The organism is Hymenobacter chitinivorans DSM 11115 (assembly GCF_002797555.1).
Lineage (GTDB): Bacteria > Bacteroidota > Bacteroidia > Cytophagales > Hymenobacteraceae > Hymenobacter > Hymenobacter chitinivorans.
Genome location: NZ_PGFA01000001.1, coordinates 3,053,104 through 3,073,586 on the forward strand (window position 1 = coordinate 3,053,104; position 20,483 = coordinate 3,073,586).

The 20,483-nt window shown below is 59.7% G+C and carries 26 protein-coding genes; 14 read left to right on the plus strand and 12 right to left on the minus strand.

Annotation, left to right across the window (positions count from 1 at the left end; all coding sequences use genetic code 11):
- Positions 1–22: 22 nt before the first annotated feature.
- The 3 genes from CLV45_RS12840 (at position 23) to CLV45_RS12850 (ending at position 2,515) form a co-directional block, all read left to right on the plus strand.
- Complete coding sequence (locus tag CLV45_RS12840) at positions 23–1,072, plus strand: vWA domain-containing protein (RefSeq protein WP_170061852.1); 1,050 nt, start codon at positions 23–25, stop codon at positions 1,070–1,072.
- Positions 1,073–1,331: 259 nt separating this feature from the next.
- A complete protein-coding gene (locus CLV45_RS12845) occupies positions 1,332–2,012 on the plus strand; it encodes a YggS family pyridoxal phosphate-dependent enzyme (protein WP_100336747.1) in 681 nt (226 codons plus the stop codon).
- Between the two features lie 125 nt (positions 2,013–2,137).
- Positions 2,138–2,515 carry a DUF423 domain-containing protein gene (locus CLV45_RS12850; RefSeq protein ID WP_100336748.1) on the plus strand — a complete coding sequence of 126 codons (378 nt, stop codon included), beginning with the start codon at positions 2,138–2,140 and terminating at the stop codon, positions 2,513–2,515.
- A gap of 294 nt (positions 2,516–2,809) precedes the next feature.
- Here the strand turns inward: CLV45_RS12850 and CLV45_RS12855 are convergent, their stop codons facing one another.
- The 5 genes from CLV45_RS12855 to CLV45_RS12875 form a co-directional block, all read right to left on the minus strand.
- Complete coding sequence (locus CLV45_RS12855) at positions 2,810–3,355, minus strand: DUF1573 domain-containing protein (protein ID WP_100336749.1); 546 nt, start codon at positions 3,353–3,355, stop codon at positions 2,810–2,812.
- A gap of 163 nt (positions 3,356–3,518) precedes the next feature.
- The gene (locus tag CLV45_RS12860; RefSeq protein WP_100336750.1) at positions 3,519–4,181 is read right to left on the minus strand and encodes a hypothetical protein; all 663 of its coding nucleotides are present in this window, start codon (positions 4,179–4,181) and stop codon (positions 3,519–3,521) included.
- 112 nt (positions 4,182–4,293) lie between these two features.
- Complete coding sequence (locus CLV45_RS12865) at positions 4,294–5,724, minus strand: ATP-dependent DNA helicase (protein WP_100336751.1); 1,431 nt, start codon at positions 5,722–5,724, stop codon at positions 4,294–4,296.
- A gap of 34 nt (positions 5,725–5,758) precedes the next feature.
- Complete coding sequence (locus CLV45_RS12870) at positions 5,759–6,190, minus strand: hypothetical protein (protein WP_157807461.1); 432 nt, start codon at positions 6,188–6,190, stop codon at positions 5,759–5,761.
- A gap of 659 nt (positions 6,191–6,849) precedes the next feature.
- Complete coding sequence (locus CLV45_RS12875; RefSeq protein ID WP_100336753.1) at positions 6,850–7,287, minus strand: PaaI family thioesterase; 438 nt, start codon at positions 7,285–7,287, stop codon at positions 6,850–6,852.
- A gap of 97 nt (positions 7,288–7,384) precedes the next feature.
- On the opposite strand from CLV45_RS12875, the gene CLV45_RS12880 reads away from it, so the two are divergent.
- The 4 genes from CLV45_RS12880 (at position 7,385) to coaD (ending at position 10,060) form a co-directional block, all read left to right on the plus strand.
- Positions 7,385–7,972 carry a DUF4126 domain-containing protein gene (locus CLV45_RS12880; RefSeq protein ID WP_100336754.1) on the plus strand — a complete coding sequence of 196 codons (588 nt, stop codon included), beginning with the start codon at positions 7,385–7,387 and terminating at the stop codon, positions 7,970–7,972.
- A gap of 18 nt (positions 7,973–7,990) precedes the next feature.
- Positions 7,991–8,506 (plus strand): NUDIX domain-containing protein, encoded by a 516-nt coding sequence (locus CLV45_RS12885; RefSeq protein WP_100336755.1) that lies wholly within the window; start codon positions 7,991–7,993, stop codon positions 8,504–8,506.
- Positions 8,507–8,595: 89 nt separating this feature from the next.
- Positions 8,596–9,495 (plus strand): DUF3822 family protein, encoded by a 900-nt coding sequence (locus CLV45_RS12890; RefSeq protein WP_157807462.1) that lies wholly within the window; start codon positions 8,596–8,598, stop codon positions 9,493–9,495.
- Between the two features lie 88 nt (positions 9,496–9,583).
- Positions 9,584–10,060, plus strand: a complete 477-nt coding sequence (gene coaD, locus CLV45_RS12895; protein ID WP_100336757.1) for a pantetheine-phosphate adenylyltransferase — start codon at positions 9,584–9,586, stop codon at positions 10,058–10,060.
- A gap of 5 nt (positions 10,061–10,065) precedes the next feature.
- Here the strand turns inward: coaD and CLV45_RS12900 are convergent, their stop codons facing one another.
- Together CLV45_RS12900 and CLV45_RS12905 are read right to left on the minus strand one after the other, a co-directional pair.
- Positions 10,066–10,548 carry a hypothetical protein gene (locus CLV45_RS12900; protein WP_157807463.1) on the minus strand — a complete coding sequence of 161 codons (483 nt, stop codon included), beginning with the start codon at positions 10,546–10,548 and terminating at the stop codon, positions 10,066–10,068.
- Positions 10,549–10,568: 20 nt separating this feature from the next.
- Positions 10,569–11,273, minus strand: a complete 705-nt coding sequence (locus CLV45_RS12905; protein ID WP_100336759.1) for an NUDIX hydrolase — start codon at positions 11,271–11,273, stop codon at positions 10,569–10,571.
- Between the two features lie 205 nt (positions 11,274–11,478).
- On the opposite strand from CLV45_RS12905, the gene CLV45_RS12910 reads away from it, so the two are divergent.
- On the plus strand, positions 11,479–11,991 hold the full coding sequence (locus CLV45_RS12910; protein WP_100336760.1) for a metallophosphoesterase family protein: 513 nt from the start codon (positions 11,479–11,481) through the stop codon (positions 11,989–11,991).
- 300 nt (positions 11,992–12,291) lie between these two features.
- Here CLV45_RS12910 and CLV45_RS12915 read toward each other — a convergent pair whose 3' ends face one another.
- A complete protein-coding gene (locus CLV45_RS12915; protein WP_100336761.1) occupies positions 12,292–12,594 on the minus strand; it encodes a hypothetical protein in 303 nt (100 codons plus the stop codon).
- A 115-nt stretch (positions 12,595–12,709) separates the two neighbouring features.
- Between CLV45_RS12915 and CLV45_RS12920 the strand changes: the two genes are divergently transcribed.
- A complete protein-coding gene (locus tag CLV45_RS12920) occupies positions 12,710–13,750 on the plus strand; it encodes a threonine aldolase family protein (protein WP_100336762.1) in 1,041 nt (346 codons plus the stop codon).
- On the opposite strand, the gene nhaA is transcribed toward CLV45_RS12920, so the two are convergent.
- Positions 13,747–14,931, minus strand: a complete 1,185-nt coding sequence (gene nhaA / locus CLV45_RS12925; RefSeq protein ID WP_100336763.1) for a Na+/H+ antiporter NhaA — start codon at positions 14,929–14,931, stop codon at positions 13,747–13,749. The two genes, CLV45_RS12920 and nhaA, sit on opposite strands and share 4 nt — an antisense overlap.
- A 206-nt stretch (positions 14,932–15,137) precedes the next feature.
- Between nhaA and CLV45_RS12930 the strand changes: the two genes are divergently transcribed.
- Positions 15,138–15,794 (plus strand): metallophosphoesterase family protein, encoded by a 657-nt coding sequence (locus CLV45_RS12930; protein WP_157807464.1) that lies wholly within the window; start codon positions 15,138–15,140, stop codon positions 15,792–15,794.
- Complete coding sequence (locus CLV45_RS12935) at positions 15,781–16,440, plus strand: DNA-3-methyladenine glycosylase family protein (RefSeq protein ID WP_245882844.1); 660 nt, start codon at positions 15,781–15,783, stop codon at positions 16,438–16,440. Before CLV45_RS12930 ends, CLV45_RS12935 begins: the two co-directional genes overlap by 14 nt.
- A gap of 1 nt (position 16,441) precedes the next feature.
- On the opposite strand, the gene CLV45_RS12940 is transcribed toward CLV45_RS12935, so the two are convergent.
- Genes CLV45_RS12940 through CLV45_RS12950 form a run of 3 tightly spaced genes read right to left on the minus strand, consistent with a single transcriptional unit; the run spans position 16,442 to position 17,866 of the window.
- Positions 16,442–16,657 carry a hypothetical protein gene (locus tag CLV45_RS12940; protein ID WP_100336765.1) on the minus strand — a complete coding sequence of 72 codons (216 nt, stop codon included), beginning with the start codon at positions 16,655–16,657 and terminating at the stop codon, positions 16,442–16,444.
- A 30-nt stretch (positions 16,658–16,687) separates the two neighbouring features.
- Positions 16,688–16,945: a hypothetical protein gene (locus CLV45_RS12945; RefSeq protein WP_100336766.1), complete on the minus strand. Its 258-nt coding sequence runs from the start codon at positions 16,943–16,945 to the stop codon at positions 16,688–16,690.
- A 3-nt stretch (positions 16,946–16,948) separates the two neighbouring features.
- Positions 16,949–17,866: a DUF58 domain-containing protein gene (locus CLV45_RS12950; protein WP_100336767.1), complete on the minus strand. Its 918-nt coding sequence runs from the start codon at positions 17,864–17,866 to the stop codon at positions 16,949–16,951.
- Positions 17,867–18,137: 271 nt separating this feature from the next.
- Between CLV45_RS12950 and CLV45_RS12955 the strand changes: the two genes are divergently transcribed.
- From CLV45_RS12955 to CLV45_RS12965, 3 genes are all read left to right on the plus strand, one after another.
- The gene (locus tag CLV45_RS12955) at positions 18,138–18,494 is read left to right on the plus strand and encodes a DUF3276 family protein (RefSeq protein WP_100336768.1); all 357 of its coding nucleotides are present in this window, start codon (positions 18,138–18,140) and stop codon (positions 18,492–18,494) included.
- 486 nt (positions 18,495–18,980) lie between these two features.
- Positions 18,981–20,081, plus strand: coding sequence for a redox-regulated ATPase YchF (ychF, locus tag CLV45_RS12960; RefSeq protein ID WP_100336769.1), 1,101 nt, complete (start codon positions 18,981–18,983; stop codon positions 20,079–20,081).
- Positions 20,082–20,238: 157 nt separating this feature from the next.
- Positions 20,239–20,448: a zinc ribbon domain-containing protein YjdM gene (locus CLV45_RS12965; protein ID WP_100336770.1), complete on the plus strand. Its 210-nt coding sequence runs from the start codon at positions 20,239–20,241 to the stop codon at positions 20,446–20,448.
- Positions 20,449–20,483 lie beyond the last annotated feature (35 nt).

Sequence of the window (20,483 nt, forward strand, 5' to 3'; positions counted from 1 at the left end):
CTTTTTCCCTTACCTTTCCGGCATGAATCAGCTTTGGCAACGCTTCCTGGCCCCCGTGGTAGATGGACTGCGCTACGCCACGCTCACGAGCTACACCTGGCAGCAGCCCCGCCTGCTGCTGCTGATCTTCCTGATTCCGGTGCTGTTTCTGGGCCGCTGGCTGCTGGTACACCGGCGCCGGCCGCGGCTGGGCGTGGCCTTTGTGGCCGGCGAGTTGCGCCGCGACTACAGTGCCGCCCTGCGCTTCGTGCCCGATATCGTGCTGGGCCTGAGCCTGGCATTCGGCCTCGTGGCCCTGGCCCGCCCCCAGCGCACCGACGAGCGGGTGGTACAAACCGGCCAGGGCATCGACATTCTGCTCTTAGTGGACGTGTCCTCGTCGATGGAGCTGCAGGACTTGCGGCCCAACCGCCTGGAGGCGGCCAAGCGCGTGGCCCGGGAGTTTGTGGACGGCCGCAGCGGGGACCGAATCGGCCTCGTGGTGTTTGCCGGCGACGCCTACTCCCTGGCCCCGCTCACCACCGATTATGAGCTGCTGCGCGAAAACCTGCAAAGCCTCAAGCTGGGCATGATCCAGAACGACGGCACGGCCATCGGTACGGCCCTGGGCGTGGCCACCAACCGCCTGCGCGACTCCCGCAGCCGCACCAAGGTCTGCATCCTGATTTCGGACGGCGAGAATACGGCCGGCAGCCTCGACCCGCTCACGGCGGCCCAGCTGGCCCACGCCTTTGGGGTCAAAATCTACACCATCGGGCTGGGTCAGGATGGCTACGTGCCCTACGGAAAGGATGAAGCCGGCCGCCCCCGCTACGTGGAAACCCGCCTCGACGAAACCACCATGCGCCAGCTGGCCCAGGCCGCCGAGGGTCAGTTTTTCCGCGCCTCCGACAACAACGCCCTGCGCAACGTGTTCCGCCGCATCGACCAGTACGAAAAGTCCGAAATCAAGCAGACCCGTTACCGCAACACCAAAGACTATTACCGCATCTACCTGTTCTGGTGCGTGGGCCTGTGGCTGCTCTGGCTGGCTCTGAAAAACACCTTTCTCACCAACTCCCTGGAAGACTAGGGTTTAATATGGGAAATGTGGTTGAATGTGAGAAATGTGGAAAATGTGTAATGGCGAGTGAAGGGCGGCCATCCGTCCTCTGCGCAGGTAGTCCCAGCCTTTTACCACAAAGCCCTTTTCGTTGTTAAGAACTAAGTATCAGCATAGAAGGAAGCTCCGCACACTTCAGAGGACGGATTGCTTCGGCCCAAGCCTCACAATGACACGGGGTTTTATTTCTCACATTCTTCCACATTCAGCACAATTCCCACATTACCAAATGATTGCCGATAACCTCCGCTACTTCGAACAACAGCTGCTGGGCAGCAAGGCCCGGCTGGTGGCCGTGACCAAGACGCACCCGGTCGAGCGGCTGCAGGAAGCCTACGACGCCGGGGCCCGGCTTTTCGGCGAAAACAAGGTGCAGGAAATGGTGGCCAAGCAGCCCGAGCTGCCCCAGGATATTGAGTGGCACCTCATTGGGCATCTGCAAACCAACAAGGTGAAGTACGTGGCGCCCTTCGTGCACACCATTCAGAGCATCGACAGTCTCAAGCTGCTCCAGGAAATCGAGAAGCAGGCCGCCAAGCACGGGCGCGTCATTCAGGGCCTGCTGCAGTTTCACATTGCCGAGGAAGAAACCAAGTTCGGCCTGTCGTTGGCCGAAGCCGAGGAAATCCTGCAGTCGGCGGCCTACCAGGCCATGCGCCACGTGCAAATTGCGGGCGTAATGGGCGTGGCCACCAACACCACCGACGAGGCCCAGCTACGCCGCGAATTCCGGGAGCTGCGCGGCTACTTCGAGCAGCTTCAAACGCGGTACTTTGCTCAGCAGCCCGCTTTCCGGGAAATTTCCATGGGCATGAGCTCCGACTTCCGCCTGGCCCTGGAGGAAGGCAGCACGCTGATTCGCGTCGGCAGCGCTATTTTTGGCGCCCGCAACTATGGGGTTAGTGGTTGATAGTTGTTCGTTGTTAGTTGTCCGTTGCTAGGGAAGGCGGCAGTTCCAACGGATAACGGACAGCTAATAACTAACAATGACCAACTAACAACTAACAACGGACAACAGACAACCAACAACTAAACATGACTGCTCGACTCATCATTCAACTCGCGGCCCTGCTTGGCGGCCTGGGCGTGGCCATCGGGGCCTTCGGGGCCCACGGGCTGCGCAAGATGCTGGAAGCCTCCAACCGCTTCGACACCTTCGAAACCGCCGTCCGCTACCAGTTCTACCACGCCCTGGCTTTGCTGGCCGTGGGCATCCTGCTGGCTTTCCGCCCCGATTTGAAAGCCTTGAGCACCACGGCCTGGCTCTGGCTGGGCGGCGTGCTCATCTTCAGCGGCTCGCTCTACACGCTCTGCTTCACCGGCATTACCAAACTCGGCGCCGTAGCCCCCATCGGCGGCCTGCTGCTCATCGCCGGCTGGATCAGCCTGCTCCTGGCCGCCCGCCAAGTGTAGGGTTAAGGTGCTTAAGTGCTAATGTGAGGAATGTGCTAAATGTGGGAGAATGTGTCATGGCGAGAGAAGCGCAGCCATCCGTCCTCTGCTTGTGACTAGCATCCTTTTACCAGATAGCCCTTTCTCGTATCGAACGGAAAAGGGCTTTTCACTTGAAGGCACTCCGCACATATCTAAGGACGGCTGGCTTCGACTCACGCCTCCCGCAAGAACGCACATTCCATCCTACCAGAACATAGAAAGGGCGTTTCGCAGCTGCGAAACGCCCTTTCTATGTTCTGCAAACGCAGCCGATTACGACGACTTGCGCTTGGCTTTGATCTTGTTGTCGCCCATTTTGGACTTCTGCTTGGCATCTTTCTCGTCCATCACGCCGTTCGATTTCGACTCAACAGTCATCGTGGGGGCAGCGTTAGCCGAGGCGGCGTCTTTCACTTCGCCTACCAGCGAAACCATGGCGTTGCCACCGGCCGAGTTCGACTCAATGGTCAGCACTTTGTTCTGCATGCCCATCTTGCCGGCGCTGTTAAACTTGGCCGAGATAGAGCCGGTTTTGCCGGGCATGATGGGGTCCTTAGTCCAGTCCGGGGTGGTGCAGCCGCAGCTTACGCCGATGTTGGAAATGACCAAGGGCTGGGTGCCCACGTTCTTGAACTTGAAAGTATGGTCTACCACGTCGCCCTGCTTGATGGAGCCGAAGTCGTACTTCACTTCGTCAAACTGAATCTGGGGGCCAGCTACTTTCTCCTGCGCATTGGCCGGCTTTACGGCTGCCGACTGCGCCTGCGCGGCCAAGCCCGTCAGCGAGAGCGACAAAGCCAGAATGAGTGCTTTTTTCATGAGGTGATTTCGTTAGTAAGTTGAGGTTAACAAATTTAAGAATTTCAAGGTGCGAGCCAACTATCCTGCCAGTTTTCAGCGGGACGGCCACCATTCTTTTAACCACAACTTGCTTCCGCCGCGTGAGGTTCAGATGCAGCCTCGAAACCACATCGGCCCCCTCCTACCCCTTAAATTCCTTGGAATAAGGAAATTGCCGCGAAGCCTTGCGCATGATAGTGGTGACGATAGTATTCGTGTCGCTGCCGAAGCCCCGCGACAAGGCCTTGTCGTACTTCCAGAGCAGTTCGCCGGTAGCGCCGTCGTTGATGCTGATCATGAGCTTGCCCGTGTTGGTGGGCCCGCTCACGCCGACCAGCATCGACATGGCCACCGCCGCCCCGGCCGACATCGGCTGAGTGCTGGTGAAGGTGCCCGAGATGATGCCGTCGACGCCCAGGAACTTGGCCAGCTGCTCGGGCGTGAAGGTGGCCACGTTGGCCGCCGTGACGTGGTGCTGAGCCAGCAGGGCGTTGGTACGGGCCAGGTCCTGCACGTCTACGGTCATGTCGTTTTCGGCTTTGCGCTTGAGGAAATACGACTGCAGGGCGCTCTGCACGTCCAGGCCCTCGCGCTGCTCCAGCTTAGCTACCCCATCGGGCCCGCCGTTTTTGGTTACTTCGTTGGGGCGCAGCTGCAGCGTCACGGCGAAGGGCAGCACGGCCAGGGTTTGGTGGGTTTTGGCCAGGGCCCCAAACTTAGGGCTGGTGTAGATTTCGCGGGTCTGGGCCGCGGCGCCCGTCATTAGTAGCAGGGCACACAGGGCGGTCAGAAGGTAGCTTTTCATAGCGGGTAAGAGTTAGGAAGTGAATGCGGCGGCAAGTTGCAGCCCCATTCACTCCTTCACATGCCCACTTTATGTGATACCGAATCACATTTATGTGCTACAAAATTCTCGCTTAATCCCGTTCCACCGGCGCGTCGCCGACGAGCTTCTGGTTGAAGTTCAGCAGAAACAGCCGGTCGGAGGCGCGGGTGATGGCCGTGTAAAGCCAGCGGGCAAACTCGCTGTTGACCATCTCATCCTTGAGAAAACCGTGGTCGACGAAGACGGCCTGCCACTGCCCGCCCTGGGCTTTGTGGCAGGTCAGGGCGTAGGCAAACTTCACCTGCAGGGCATTCAGGTACGGGTCTTTACGCAGGGCCGCGCTCTTGTCCTTTTTGGTGGTAAGGTGGGCGTAATCCTCGGAAATAGTATTGTAGAGCTCCTTGCTGCGGTCGGCGGGCAGGGCCGGGCTTTCGGTGTGCAGCGTGTCGAGCAGCAGCTTTACTTCCTGCTCCTCCTCGTCGGGGTAGTCCACGAACCGCACGCGGGCATCGGCAAAGCGGAACCCGAACTCGTCCTGCCGCCGCACGATTTTGGTGACCTGCACAAAGTCGCCGTTGGCCAGAAAGCCCATTTCCGAGTCTTTGGGCAGCCAGAAATAGTTGTTGCGCACCACCATCAGGTAGTCGCCGGCCTCGATTTCCTCCTCGGCATCAAACAAGGTGCGCCGGATCATCTGGTTGTAGAGGTTGGCGTTTTTGTTGGAGCGGCAGATGATAGTCGTGTTTTCGTGGCCAAAGTTTTTATAGGCCCAGCGCAGGCCGTCTTCGAGCTTGTCGCCGCCGACGCGGAAAATATCGGGGTAGCCTTTGGTGAAAAACTGGATGCTGGGGTGCTCCTGCCGCAACTCCTCGCGCAGGGCGGTGGCGTTCATCAGAATGCCCGATTCCTCGGCTTGGCGCATTACCTGGCGCAGCTCCACCCCGTCGACCTTGGCCCGGAAGCGGTGAGCCAGCAGCTCGGGGTCGAGAGCGGGCGAGAGCAGCTGGCCCACGGGCGGCAGCTGGGCCGTGTCGCCGATGACGAGCAGCTTGTTGCTGGGCTTTTCGAACACAAACCCCAGCAAGTCATCAAGCAGGCCGTTTTCGCCGAAGGATTTCTCGTCCGAAATCATCGAGGCCTCGTCCACGATGTAGAGCGTGTCGGTGGTACGGTTGGGCTGGCGCTGAAACGAGAGGCTGTCGGAGGGCGTGCCGGACGTCTGGCGGTAGATTTTCTTGTGAATGGTGCTGGCCGCCACGCCCGAGTAGGCGCTCATCACCTTGGCGGCGCGGCCGGTGGGCGCCATCAGGGTGTATTTACGCTGCATGCGGTGCAGCCACTGCACCAGGGCACTGACCACGGTGGTTTTGCCCGTACCAGCGTAGCCGCGCAGCACGAACACCTTGCGGCCCGGCAGATCGTCCTTCAGAAACTCGTCGAGCTTATAAAACAGCGTGGCCTGGTCCTGGGTGGGGTCGAAGGGAAAAAAGTCGCGAACGGACGGGGTGCGAACAGAAAGCATAGGTTGGAAAAGGGAAGCGGGCCGCAACGGCCATTTAATCGAGCAGGGCCGGATTGACCTCGCCCAGAATCTTCTGCAAGAACACCATTTCGGCGCTAGAAAGTCCCGCACGGCGCGCACTATCTAGCGCCGTGGCTCGGAAAGTAGTCAGGGCCTGCGCCCGGTTATCAGCCGTAAACATATCGGCGCTGAGGCCCCAGATAAGCTGGTGCCGCAGCAAGGAAGTGGGCAGCTGGTGCAGGTATCTTACGGTCAGCGTAAACTGCCGGGCCCAGATAGTGACGGCCGCCTTATCCACGGCCTCGGTTACGTACCCGTCGCTGATGCAGGCCACCGAGTCCAGCTTCTGCAGCGCCGGCAGCGACCTGTGCTGCGTTATAGCCTGCTCCAGACTGTCGATGTAAGCCAGGACTTTATCATCGATAACGGGGGCCGGCGGCTCGGGCAATACTACTGCTGCCGGCACTGTTTCCCGAGCCGGTTTTTCCTGGGCACAGCTTGCCAGGGAAAGCAGCAGCAGCGGCCATGATCTTGCCGCTGAGACTACAGTTCCGGGTAAAAAGCGTCGAGGTGTATGCTGAATCATGAGCTATACCTAGTGTAGGCCATGCACCTGACTTAGCTGTTGGATCTGGGCTAATGTTTCACTCATTGGCTGAGTAAAGCGAAGCCACTCAAGCCAATAACCATCATTACACATATAAAGCAGTGAGGCATCAAACTGATGTACCAAGGCTTCATCAACAGCGTTTACGGCATCAAAAATCTGCAACAATGGTAGAGCACCTGATTGATGCGGATGTATAAAACCAACCACGGCGCTAGTCAGGGAAAAATTCCAATGCCGGGCAATATTATCAGCCTGGTCTGAGGAACAAGCTGATATCCTATTTACTCCAAAGGTGTGTTTGTGGAGTCGAATTAAGGAAGGCGTTCCTAGCTCACAGGCCAATGAGTCGGGTTCTGTGTAATAAGACAGTAGGCAGATAGACTTGCCTACACAGGCCCATTGAACCATACTCACCACGAATGCAGTCCAGGCCTCGGAACCCTATTCACATTCAATAGCCCCTACCCGAATACTATTTTTACCAATCTGCTCAATCAGCATCTTCAATTACTTTACTACTGCGGCTCCACTACGGCCATCGTGGCCGAGGCTTTGGCAATCAGCACGTCGTCGCACCACACCTCGGCCTCGCAGAAATGCAGGCGGCGCCCCGGCTTGAGCACCCAGCCCACGGCCCGGAGCGTGCTACCAAGCCCGGGCCGCAGATAGGTCGTTTTCAGCTCGGCCGTGACCACGCCGGTGCCGTCGGGCACCAGGGTTACGGCGGCAAAACCGGCGGCCAGATCGGCCATCGTAGCCACCAGGCCGCCGTGGGCAAAACCCAGGTTCTGGTGGTGACGCTGCTCCAGGGGCAGCTCAAATACCACCCGGCCGGACTCCACGGTGGTCAGCTCGGCTCCGATGAGGTGCATAAAATGCTGGCGTTGCAGCTTGCGGCGGATGCGAACTTCGAGGCTTTCGACGTTCAGTTCGGATTGGGCAGAAGTACTCATTGCCGCAAAGGTACGCACCGGGCCGGCGGTAGCCGCAATCCGCGGGCTTGCGTATCTTCCCGGCGCAGCTTTTCCATCGGGCCCAGCAACACGCGTTATGACTACACTCGACTATTTGGTGGCCGGCGGCCTGGGGTTGGCGCTGGCGGCCTGCAGCGGCTTCCGGGTCTTTGTACCCTTGCTGGCAGCTAACCTGGCCTACCTCACCGGCTTTATGGCCCCGTCGGCGGGCTTTGAGTGGCTGGGCTCCTGGGCCGCCTTCGGGGTGCTGGCCACGGCCACCGTGGCCGAAATGCTGGCCTACTACGTGCCCGTAATCGATAATGCCCTGGACACGATTACCACCCCGGCCTCGTTTATTGCCGGCACCCTGCTCATGACCTCCGCCCTGCCAAACCTCGACCCGATGGTGCGTTGGGGCCTGGGTATTTTGGTGGGCGGCGGCACGGCGGGCATGGTGCAGAGCGGCACGGCCCTGCTACGGGCCGGCTCCACGGCCACCACGGCCGGGTTCGGCAACCCGATTCTGGCCACGCTGGAAAACTTTCTGGCCATTGCCGGTTCTGTACTGGGCCTGCTGCTGCCGCTGGTCATGGCCGGGCTGGTGGTAGTGCTGCTGCTGTATTTGGCCGGCCGGTTCCGGCGCCTGTTTTTCCGCCGGAGCACCCCGCCTACCAATCCCTAATTCTACTTCTACACGCCTATGCAACCTCCTTCTTCACCTTCCGAGGCCGTTTCTGATTCGCTACTCCAGGCCTACACCGGCCAGGTGCGGGTGCGGGCCTGCGGTATGCTGATTCACCAGGGCGCCATGCTGCTCACGGCCCACCGGGGCCTGCTGGCCGCGGGCCTGCCATTTTGGTCGCCGCCGGGTGGGGGCTGGCAGTTCGGGGAAACCATCCAGGAGTGCCTGCGCCGGGAGTACCGGGAAGAAACCGGTCTGGAAGTAACCGTGGGCCGCTTCCTGCACCTGCACGAGTTCAAAACTGATGCCCTGCAGGCCTTAGAGCTATTTTTCGAGGTGAAGCTGGTGGACGAAACTGCCACCCCGCGCCTGGGCTCCGACCCCGAGCACGGCCCCGACACCCAGCTGCTCACTGAACTGGCCTTTCTCACGCCCCGGCAATTGGGCCTGCTGCTCCCAACTCAGGTGCACCCCATTATGCGCCACGTCATCAGCCCCGACGACGTATTTATTCCCCACATTCTGTTTCAGTAAAACCCTTCCGGCTCAAAACAAGCTGCGGAGTGGTTTGCGGGCCTTTCGTACCTTTAACGGCCTATTTGCCGCTTCTTGCCCGTCCCGCCGTGTCCTCTAACACTTTGTCTGTCGCCACCTTGCCACTTCCCGCCCCGCCTGTTGCCTTGCAGTCCTTGCGCGACGAAACGCTGGAAACAGCCTCGCCGGCCGGCTGCAACCTCTACCTGACTGCCGGGGCCAACGGCCTGCGGCTGGGCGTGGCCGATATCCGCCGCAACAAGTTTGTGGCTCTGGAAGACTACCCGGTCAACCCCGAAGCTTCGTGGGCCGACCAATTTAAGTCTCTTACTGCCGAGCACGACTTATTGAGCCAAACCAGCTGGAACCAGGTGCGCCTGGCCGTGCAAAACCGCGCCTTCACGCTGCTGCCCGCACCCCTGCTACGCCCCGGCGACGAAGCCGCCTACCTACGCCTGCACCACGCCCTCGATGCCGAGCACGAAACCGTGGGCCGCTACGCTCATTCCAGCCTGGAAATGGTCAGCGTATTTGCCGCCGAAAAAGCCCTGACCAACTGGTTTCGCGCGACCTACCCCACTGGCAAAATTCTGCACCAAACCAGCGCCCTGCTCGAAGGCATCATTCACCAGAGCGAAGTAGGCGCCCCGCGCCGGCTCTACCTGAGCCTGGGCCACCAGGAAGTCACCATCGTAGCCGTGCGCGACAAGCGCCTGGAGTTCTGCAACGTCTTTGCCTTCGCCACGGCTGAGGACCTGATTTACTACACGATTCTGGTCATGCAGGAGCTGCAGCTCAACCCCGACCAGGACGGCGTCGTCGTCTGGGGCGACCTGATGCACGACTCGGAGCTGTTCACCATCCTGCGCAAGTACATCCGCAACATCCGCTTCGGCAACCGCCCCTTCGACGTGGCCTACAGCTACCGCCTCAACGACGTGTTCGAATACCGCTACTTCGAGCTCTACAGCCTGCACCTCTGTGAATGAGTGAATGAGTGGAGTAGCCTACGGCGCAAAACCGCGCCAATTGAATACTTCACTCATTCACTCATTCACCTATTCACTTATTCACAGTATGCGCATTGCTCTTTTTCCTGGCTCCTTTGACCCGTTTACCAATGGCCACCTCGACGTGGTGCGGCGCGGCACTCAGCTCTTCGATGAGGTCATCATTGCCATCGGCAACAACAGCAGCAAGTCGCGCTACCTGCCCGTGGAGCAGATGGTGAGCATGATTGAAGGTGTGTTTGCCGACGAGCCGCGGGTGCGGGTACAGTCCTACAAGGGGCTTACGGCCACGTTTGCCAAGGAAGTAGGCGCCAAATTCCTGCTCCGCGGCCTGCGCAACACCACCGACTTCGAGTACGAGAATACCATTGCCCAGGCCAACCGCCACATGAACCCCGAGCTGGAAACCGTGTTCCTGATTACATCCCCGGCTCTGGCGGCCATCAGCAGCACCATTATCCGCGAAATTCACCGCTTCGGCGGCAACGTGGACGACTTCGTGCCCTTCCCGCTACCCGCCTATCGGGCCCCGGCCGCCAGCTAGCCGAGTTAGCGGCGCGATACCATCCGGACGCCCGAAATGGCCGCGGGCCGCTTGGGGTCGGGTACGGGCAGCACAATGTACTCGGGCGCGGTCATTACCAGGTTGCCGCGGCGCATGAGCTCGTCCTCGTCGGAGCCGATGAGCACCATGTCCAGCACCTTGCGCGACTTGGCGTTGAAGGTCACCACGATGGTGGAGCCGTTCTTTTCGAAGGTGTTAATCCAGTCGGCGCCCTTCGTGGACTTCATCTGCGCGGCCGTGGGCTCCAGGCCAATGGGCTCATCCTTGCCTTCCTGGGGCGTACCCAGGGCCCGGCGCACCTGGTCGATGTTTTTACCAACCAGAGAAGGCAAATCCAGCTGGCTGGGGTTGGCCGCCGTACCCTGCCCAACTTTGGGGGCGCTGTTTTCGGAAGCATTCTGGCTGCCGGTGCAGGCGGCAAAACCGCTCAGCAACAACACAAGGGGCAGGTAACGGAATGGGCGCATACGCAGAGAATTGGGGTGAATTATTTTTCCTTGGCTGATTCTTTGGTCGACTCCTTGCCGGACGTTTCGCCCAGGTAGTGCCGCACGACCAGCGCAATGGAAGCATACGCTTCATCGAGCACGGCCAGGGCTTCCTGGGGGGTCATCCAGCGTACTTCCTCGATGTATTCCTCGGCCTGAGGCTTCATCAACGAGTCGTCGGAGCAGGTCATGATGTACCAATTCGTCTTTTTCAGGATTTTGTTGCCGTTGTAGGCATAGGAGTGCCAGGTGCTGGGCAACTTTTCGCCCATTTCCACCTTGATGTTGCACTCTTCCTCCACTTCGCGCAGGGCGCCCAGGCCGGGGTCTTCGTCTTTCTTGAGCTTGCCCTTGGGCAAATCCCACTTGCCGAGACGGTAAATCATCAGCACCATGCCGTCCTTTACCACCAGGCCACCGGCGGCCTTCACGATGCGGAACTGGTCTTTGAGGTGCAGAATCAGCCGTTTTTTCTTGCGGGCCAGCAGCGTCAGCGACTTGAGCTTCTTGAGCTTCTTGACTTCCATCAGCCGCAGAATCCGGTCGATGAAGGGGTCCGTCACGTCGCGCACGAGCACGTCGCCGATCAGATCTTTGGAGCTGAACTCATCCTCCGCGTTCAGAATCAGGTCGTAGCGGTGCTTGTATACTTTCTCGCTGTTCTTTTTGATGATCAGCGGAATATCGTTGATGAAGACGTTCATCGCAGGGTAATCAGAGGGCAGAAAATGAGGAAGTGGCGCCGAGGTCCATTGCAAAACACAGCATAAAATTCGGCAAACGGAAATCGGGGAAAGCTGGGCAAGATACGGGATGCAGCCGGTTCTGTTGCCGGCCCGCAGCCCAACAGCGCTTTTCAAAAATCAAGAGTCGTCGTAAGCCTTCAGCAGGCCTTACTTTTACGCAGCAATGAAAAAAATCGGTTTACTTTCTGACACCCACAGCTACTGGGATGAGCGCATCCTGCACCACCTCACGGGCTGCGACGAAATCTGGCATGCCGGCGACTTCGGCACCGCAGCCGTCATCGAGGCCCTGGAGACCGTAGCACCCCTACGCGGCGTGTACGGCAACATCGACGGCCGGGACGTGCGCCAGACCCAGCCTTTGGTGCAGAATTTCGAAATAGAGGGCCTGCGGGTGCTCATGACCCACATCGGCGGCTACCCGGGCCACTACTCCCCCGCCGCCCGCCCGCTGCTGACCCAGGAGCGGCCGGGCCTGTTTATTTCCGGCCACTCCCACATTCTCAAAGTCATGCCCGACCCCAAGCTGGGCCTACTCCACCTGAACCCCGGCGCGGCCGGCATGCACGGCTTCCACAAAGTGCGGACCATGCTGCGCTTCGAAGTGGCCAACGGCAAAGTGCAGCAGCTACAGGCCATTGAGCTGGGACTAAGAGGTGAGATGGTGAAATTGTGAGATGGTGAGTTTTTTGTTCTGCTGGCGCAGTCCTTCCTGTCATGGTGAGGGACGAAGCCATCCGTCCGCTGCCAGTGACCAATGCCCTTTCACCAAAAAGCCTTTTCTCGTTGGCACGGGAAAAGGGCTTTTTACATTAGAAGGCTTTCTACATTTCTAGAGGGCGGATTGCTACGGCCTTCGGCCTCGCAAGGACCTCCGTTTTGCAGAAAGCTTAAAAAACAAAAAAGCGCCGCTTTCCGGAGAAAGGGCGCTTTCTTGAAATCTATAGAAGCCAACCGACGCGGGTGGCAAGCCGATTTAGAGGGCGATTTCCGGCTTGGGATGCTCGCCTTCCTGACCGTCTTCGTTGACGGGTTTGGTTACGGCCTCAGCATCATCGAAAGCGGCGGCATTGTCCTGAGCCGTAGTGGCTTTGGCAGCGGGAGCAGCTTTGGGGGCGGAGGCTACGGGAGCAGCACCGCCGTTGAAGCGGGATTTCAGTTCATCAAGGTCCACGTTCTTCAGAACGGGGGTCAACAGCAGTTGCTTGATGATGCGCTGCTTGTTGTTGGCACGCGCAATGTTCTTGCGGTGCTTACGCTTCAGTCGGGTGACGCTCATATCCGGGTCGGTTAAAGTCTTTTTGTAAAGGAGGGGCAAAAGTAAGTCTTATTTTTGAATCGGGAAACAGTTGTTCCTTCTTCCTTGTCTTCATCCTTTCGTTTTGCTCCCAGCTATGCCTGAACCCATTATCGATTTACGCTCCGACACCGTCACCCGGCCTACGGCCGAGATGCTGCACGCCATGCTCCACGCCCCCGTCGGCGACGACGTGTACGAGGAAGACCCCACGGTGCGGGAGCTGGAGGAAACCTCGGCCGCCCGCTTCGGCCTGGAGGCCGGCCTGTTCTGCCCCTCCGGCACCATGACCAACCAGATTGCCATCAAGGCCCACACCGAGCCGCTGTCGGAAGTTATCTGCGAGCAGACGGCCCACGTGTATTTGTGGGAAGTGGGCGGCATTGCCTTTCACTCGGGCGCTTCGGTGGCCTTGCTGCCCGGCGACCGGGGCCGCGTGACGGCCGCCCAGGTGGAAGCTGCCATCCGGCCCGCCAACAACGTGCACTACCCGACTTCGAACCTGATTTGCCTGGAAAACACCAGCAACCGGGGCGGGGGCAGCTGCTACTCGATGGAAGCCATTGCCAGCATTGCCGAAGTAGCCCAGCGCCGCGGCCTGGCCCTGCACCTCGACGGAGCCCGGATTTTCAACGCCCTGGTAGCCACCGGGCAGGACGCGGCCGAGTACGGCAAGTACTTCGACTCGATTTCGGTGTGCCTGTCGAAAGGTCTGGGTGCGCCGGTGGGCTCGGTTCTGCTGGGCTCCAAGGCGTTTATTCACAAGTGCCGCCGGATCCGCAAGGTAATGGGCGGGGGCATGCGGCAGGCCGGGATTCTGGCCGCGGCCGGCCTCTACGCCCTAGAGCACAACGTGGCGCGCCTGGCCGACGACCACCGCCGGGCCCAGGAATTAGGCGCTACGCTGGCCGCCCAGCCCTACGTGGCCGAGGTGCTGCCGATTGAAACCAACCTGGCCATTTTCCGCCTCCGGGACGAAATGCCCGCCGAAACCTTCCTGGCCCAGTTGGAGCAGCAGGGCATCCGGGCTTCGTCGTTTGGCCCGCAGATGATTCGCTTCGTCACCCACCTCGACGTGGATGACTCGATGGTGGAGCGGGTGAATCAGGCTTTGCACAGCCTGAGCGTACCGGCTTAAACCTCTATTTCCGACTCAGTAGGGCCGACGGGAGCTTCGCTGTCGTCGGCCTTGTCGGCTAGGTGGAGCACGAATAGGCCGGCCAGAGCCGCCAGCAAGGAGCCCAGAATAACGGCCAGCTTGGCCACGTCGACCCGGCCGGGGTCGTGAAAGGACAGGTTGGCAATGAAGATGGCCATGGTAAAGCCGATGCCGGCGGTAAGGCCCAGCCCCAGCATCTTAAACCAGGTAACGCGCTCCGGCAGGGCCGAAATACCGGCTTTGACCGTGAGCCAGGTGGCCCCGAAAATTCCCAGCGGCTTGCCCAGCAGCAGGCCCAGGGCCACGCCCAGCCCCAACGGACTCAGCAGCTCACTCACCGCCCCGGCCGATACGACGATGGCCGTGTTAGCCAACGCAAACACGGGCAGAATCAGGTAGCTGATGGGCTTGTGCAGGGCCGCTTCCAGCTTTTCGATGGCGTCGGTGGGAATCGTCAGGGCCAGCAGCACGCCGGCAATGGTGGCGTGAATACCTGATTTGAGCACGAAAAACCATAAGGCCAAGCCCAGCAGAAAGTAGAGCGGCAGCCAGGTTACCCGGAGGCGGTTGAGCAGCACCAGGACGGCCATGATACCCCCGGCGGCCAGCAAATAGGTCAAATCCAGACCCTGGGTGTAGAAAAGGGCAATGATGAGCACGGCTATCAAATCGTCGATGATGGCCAGGGCGGTGAGGAACACGCGCAAACCGGGCGGCACTTTCTCGCCCAGCAACGACAGAATGCCGAGGGAAAAGGCAATATCGGTGGCCGTGGGCACGGCCCAGCCGTGGCCGGTGGCAGTACCGGCGTTGAAGGCCAGGTAAATACCGGCCGGCACCGCCACGCCGCCCACGGCGGCCAGAATCGGCAGCAGGGCCTGGCGCACGTCGGTCAGTTCCCCATACAGCACCTCCCGCTTGATTTCCAGGCCCACGGAAAAGAAAAACACGACCATCAGCCCGTCGTCGACCCAGTGGGCCAGGGTTTTCTGCAGCGGGGCCCAGCCCAGCGGAGTTTCCCAGAAATGCAGGTAGTTGGGCCCTAGGACGGAATTGCTGACCAGCAGGGACACAACGGTGGCCAGCAGCAGCAGCAGCCCGGACAACTTACCACTTTCGGACAGTTCCCGAATCGGGACGAGGATTTTACGGAGGGGCATCGGGCAACGGCAAAGTAAACCCTCTGCGCCGAAAGGCCGGGGGTGGAAGCAGAAAAGCGGGCCGGCTGGCGTTCCGCGCGCAGGGTAGCCGCGAAATGGTCCGGTCCGTAAACCTACTACTAAGAACTTACTCCCATCTTTACGCCATTCGGGCCCGCGCGCCGCGTTTTTCTTTTTTCTGCCCGGTAGTAGCTCTGCTTCCTTCTATGAACCTGTTTGTTATCGGTGACGTCCACGGCTGCTACCACACCTTTCTGGAGCTGCTCCAGCATTGGCAGCCCGAGCAGGAGCTACTGCTGCAGGTAGGCGACCTGATGGACCGCGGCAACTTTGCGCCCGAAACCATCAGCCTGGCCATCAGCCTGGGCGAAAAGCATCCGCAGCAAACCGTGTTTCTGAAGGGCAACCACGAGGTGGGCATGACGCGCCACTACGGTCCGCAGGGCCCCTACCCCAGCTGGCTGCAGTGGGGCGGGCGGTACACCCTGCACCAATACAGCCGGCACAAAGAGCTCTTGGCAGCTCACCTGAGCTGGCTGCAGCAACGGCCGCTGTTCTGGGAAAACGACGCCGTACTGGTGAGCCACGCCGGGCTGGCCGACACGCCCAACCCGCTCGACGAGGACAACCCCGACGGAATTCTGTGGCGGCGCGGGCCCCTGCGCAACATCGGCAAGCTCCAGGTTATCGGCCACACGCCCACCGATGGCAGCCCCGACTTCGACCCAATTCACCACGTGCTGAACATCGACACCGGCGCCGTGTATGGCCAGGCCCTGACCGGGGTCAAAATCAAGGCCAACGGCGACGTGCTGCGGGTAATTTCCGTGCCTACTAACCCCCTCGACAGTGACCGAGCCTGAGTTGACTTCCGCCCCCCTTTCTGCTTCCGAAGCCGCCCGGCGCCACCTCAGCCAGGCCGACCCAGTCCTGGCGGCCATTATTGCCCGGGGCCGTGCCATCGAGCCCCGCCCCCACGAGGATTTGTACCTGGCGTTGCTGCGCGCCATCGTCAGCCAGCAGATTTCGACCAAGGCCGCGGCGGCCATCTGGAAAAAGGTTCAGACGCTGTTTCTGCCCGAGGGCTACCCCGAGCCGGCCGTCCTGATTTTGCTCACTGACGACGAGCTGCGCGCGGCCGGGATTTCGCGCCAGAAAGCCGGCTACCTGCGCGCCATTGCCGAGTTTGCCCAGCGCGGCCAGCTCGACCACGCCCACCTCAGCCAGCTCGAAGCCGAGGCCTTTACCCAGCACCTGACCCAGATCAAAGGCGTAGGCCGCTGGACCGCCCAGATGCTGCAAATGTTTGCCCTGGACCAGCCCGACGTGTTTCCCGAAGGGGATTTGGGCATTCAGAACGCCATGCGCAAGCACTACGGCCTACTGGAAACCGGCCGGGCCCTGCTGCGCCGCATGAGTGAAATTGCCGAGCCCTGGCGCCCCTACCGCACTTTGGCCAGCAAGTACCTCTGGCAGTCGTTGGACAATACGCCCGCCGACGAGCAGTAGCCTAGCGCTGGTCGGAGCCCGAATCGGGGTTGTTGCCGGCGGCCCGCTTCTGGTCGAGGTAGGTGACGACCATCGTGACGAAAATGGCCACGAACGGCACGCAGAGCCCAAACAGCATCCAGCGCCACAACGAGCGGTTGTTCATGTGGGCAATGTAGCCCGTAATCAGGGCCGAGGGCAAACACACGAAGACCAGCAAAAAAACGTAATCAATCAAAATTGGGGGCTTAAGAAATGAAGTGAGCCGCTAGCGGTAGTGCGCCGGAATCTGGCTCAGCTGGGATTCCAGCTGCCAGTCGGCGGGTTTCAGGTTGGGGTAAAACCAGGCAGTGCCGCCGCTGAGCCACTGCTGGCGGAAGCTGCGGCTGCTGGCCACCGAGTAATCATCGACGCCGAACTGGGCCCCGCAGCACTCACAGGTACCGTAGTCGGGTGTGTCGCCCTGCGGGCCCCAGGGCGAGTAGTCGTAGTCGAGGCCGCAGACGCGGCAGTTCCACGTGCTCATTCCCTACCGGACTTTACCACGCTTGACCAGGTAGGCATACAGCACCTTATCGAACGTCTCCCGGATGTCGACTGGCACGAAATCAATGCGGTACTGCCCGCAGCGCAGGGCCAGTTCCTGCTCGTACTGCTGCATGGCGGCCCGGTACTGCTCGCGCACCTGGGCCGGCTGCAGCTTCACCTGCTCCCCGGTTTCCACGTCCTCAAACAAGTACGGCCGCTCGGCAAAGGCAAAATCGGCCTCGGTGGCCCGGTCCATGATGTGGAACAGCAACACCTCGTGCTGGGCGTGGCGCAGGTGCTGCAGGGCGGCCAGGCTGGCAGTTTGTTCCTCGGGGCTGCGGCCCAGCATGTCGGAAAACAGCACTACCAACGAGCGTTTGGGAATCTGTTGGGCAATCTGGTGAATCACGCCCGACACGTCGGTGGCCCGGCGCGGGGCAGCGGGCCGCTCCAGCAGCTGCTGCAGGGTCAGCAGCAGGGTGTGGCGGTGCGAGGAAGTAGAGCGCACGGGCGTTTGCAGCTCAATCTGGTCGGCAAACGTGACCAGGCCCACCGCGTCGCGCTGCTTTTGCAGGAGCGTGGCCAGGGCCGCGGTGCAGAGCACGGCAAAGCGCAGCTTGTCGTGGCTGGGCGCGGGGTAGTACATGCTCGGGCTCACGTCGAGCAGAATGTGGCAGCGCAGGTTGGTTTCCTCCTCGTAGCGTTTCACGAAGAGCTTGTCGGTGCGGGCCAGCACCTTCCAGTCGATGTGGCGGGTACTTTCGCCGGGGTTATAGAGGCGGTGTTCCGAAAACTCGACCGAGAAGCCGTGGTAGGGCGACTGGTGCAAGCCCGTAATAAAGCCTTCCACGAGCTGGCGGGCCAGGAATTCCAGGTTCTCAAACGAGCGGACGGCGGCCAGATCAAGTGGTTGGGACATGGGTGAAATGGTGAATGAGTGAATGAGTAAAGTACCGCTAGAGAGTGCAATACATAGTTTTTACCAGATATAATCCAGCTTTTGGTAATTCCCTAATTTTTTCCCGGCTCTGTCCAAAAATCCTGCTTCTAAGCGCTGCAAGGCGTAAAACAAAGATACCCGGCATTTTGTGCAAAAAATTTGACCTCAATATTTTTATATACGACTGCAACACTTTACTTTGGGTTGCAATTCAATCATCTTGGAATAAATCAACCTATTTGAAGGCACCGTGGAAGACCGTCACGATCAGGAAGAAATCTACTCCCAACGCATTAAAGCTGGCAAACGCACGTACTTTTTCGATGTAAAAGCGACGCGCGGTCAGGACTACTACCTCACCATCACCGAGAGCAAGCGCAAGCTGCGGGATGATGACACGTTTTCCTACGAGAAACACAAAATCTTCCTCTACAAGGAAGACTTCGCTAAGTTCGTCGATGCCCTGCAGGACGCCGTGGATTACGTGCGTGAGGAGCTGCTCACCGAAGAGGAAGTAGCCGAACTCGACCGCCCCCGCCCCGCCTACGACAACTACGAAGGCGACAATCCCGGCTTCAACCCCAACCGCTCCGACGACAACTACTAGCCCCGAAGCTTAGCGAAACACTGCTTTACTCTTCATTTGTATTCAGCTCCTTCGCGCGGCGCGCTTTGGCTCTCGGGTCGAAGCGCGCCGTTTTTTGTTTGGGCCAGCCGTTTTTCCGTCTGTCATCCTGAACGCAACGAAGTGTAGGGAAGCGTAGGGAAGGACCTTCCTCGCCTACCCCACTATAGCTCATGCCAACGCACAAAAGCCCCTGACTACCGGCGTGGTTAAGGGCTTTCTACATTGAAGGAAGATTGTCACTGAGGTGAGGAAGGTTCTTCGGCTGCGCCTCAGGATGACAGACGAAGAGGTTAGCACTGCGGTAGAGATGCTTCGGCTGCGCTCAGCATGACGTCCGGGTTTCTCCCTTCTCTAGGCCACCTTCGCGCTAGCCAAGGATTCCCCGAAAAACAGCCGTACCTTTGCCCCTCGAATTGCGCCCAGCGGGCGTAACTCACCATTTCACCAACTCACCATTTCACTTATATGGGTCTCCGCTGCGGAATCGTCGGTTTGCCGAACGTGGGTAAGTCCACGCTGTTCAACGCCCTTTCGAACGCCAAGGCCGAATCGGCCAACTATCCTTTCTGCACCATCGAGCCCAACGTGGGCGTGATTACCGTGCCCGATGAGCGCCTCCAGATCTTGGAAGCTCTGGTGAACCCCAAGCGCGTGCTGCCCACCATTATCGAGTTTGTGGACATTGCCGGTCTGGTGAAAGGAGCTTCCAAAGGGGAAGGTCTGGGGAATAAATTCCTGGCCAACATCCGCGAAGTCGACGCCATCATTCACGTGGTGCGCTGCTTCGACGACCCCAACATCGTGCACGTGGCCGGCGGTGTCGACCCCGTCTTCGACAAGGACGTTATCGACACCGAGCTGCAGCTCAAGGACCTGGAAAGCATCGACAAGAAGCTCCAGAAGTCGGAGCGCTCGGCCAAGGCCGGCGACGCGGCGGCCAAGAAGGAAGTAGCTATTCTGCAGCGCTTCAAGGCGGCTTTGGAAGCCGGGCAAAACGCCCGCGCCGTAGCCGCCGACGAGGTAGAGCTCGAAGCCGTGGCCGATTTGCAGCTGCTCACCATCAAGCCCGTGATTTACGTGGCCAACGTGGACGAGGCCAGCATCAAGACCGATGGCAACAAGCACGTGGCCGCCCTGCGCGAGCATGTGAAGGCCGAAGGGGCTCAGGTAGTGCTGGTATCAGCCGCCATTGAGGAGCAGATTGCCGACATGGAAGACCCCGAGGAAAAGGAAATGTTCCTGGCCGAGTACGGTCTGACCGAGTCGGGCCTGAACAAGCTGATTCGCGCTTCCTACGAGCTGCTCAACCTGATTACCTACTTCACCGCCGGCGTGCAGGAAGTACGGGCCTGGACCATCCACCGCGGTGACAAGGCTCCCCAAGCGGCCGGCGTTATCCACTCCGACTTCGAGAAGGGCTTTATCCGGGCTGAGGTTATCAAGCTGGCCGATTACCAGGAATACAAGACCGAGGTAAAAATCAAGGAAGCCGGCAAAATGGCCGTGGAAGGCAAGGACTACGTGGTGCAGGACGGCGACATCATGCACTTCCGCTTCAACGTGTAATTGCGGAACGTCTTTTTTCGGCTGTCATGTCGACCAGCGGGAGACATCTCGCGTGCAGTAGTAATAACTACAATTACCATTACACGCGAGATGTCTCGCTAAGGCTCGACATGACGTTCTGAAATGTTAAGATTCGCGCTTCTCCCCCACCCTTATTATGGACGTAAAAGACAGCAACGGTAACCTGCTCGCCGAGGGCGACTCAGTAACGCTGATCAAAGACCTGAAGGTGAAAGGCTCCTCGCTGACGCTCAAGCGCGGCACAATGGTGAAGAACATTCGCCTGACCAACAGCCCCGCCGAAATCGAGGGCCGCGCGGGCGGCTCCACGATGGTGCTCAAAACCGAGTTTCTGAAGAAGGCTTAGCTTCGGGCTATTTCCTGCGGCACAATGCATAAAGC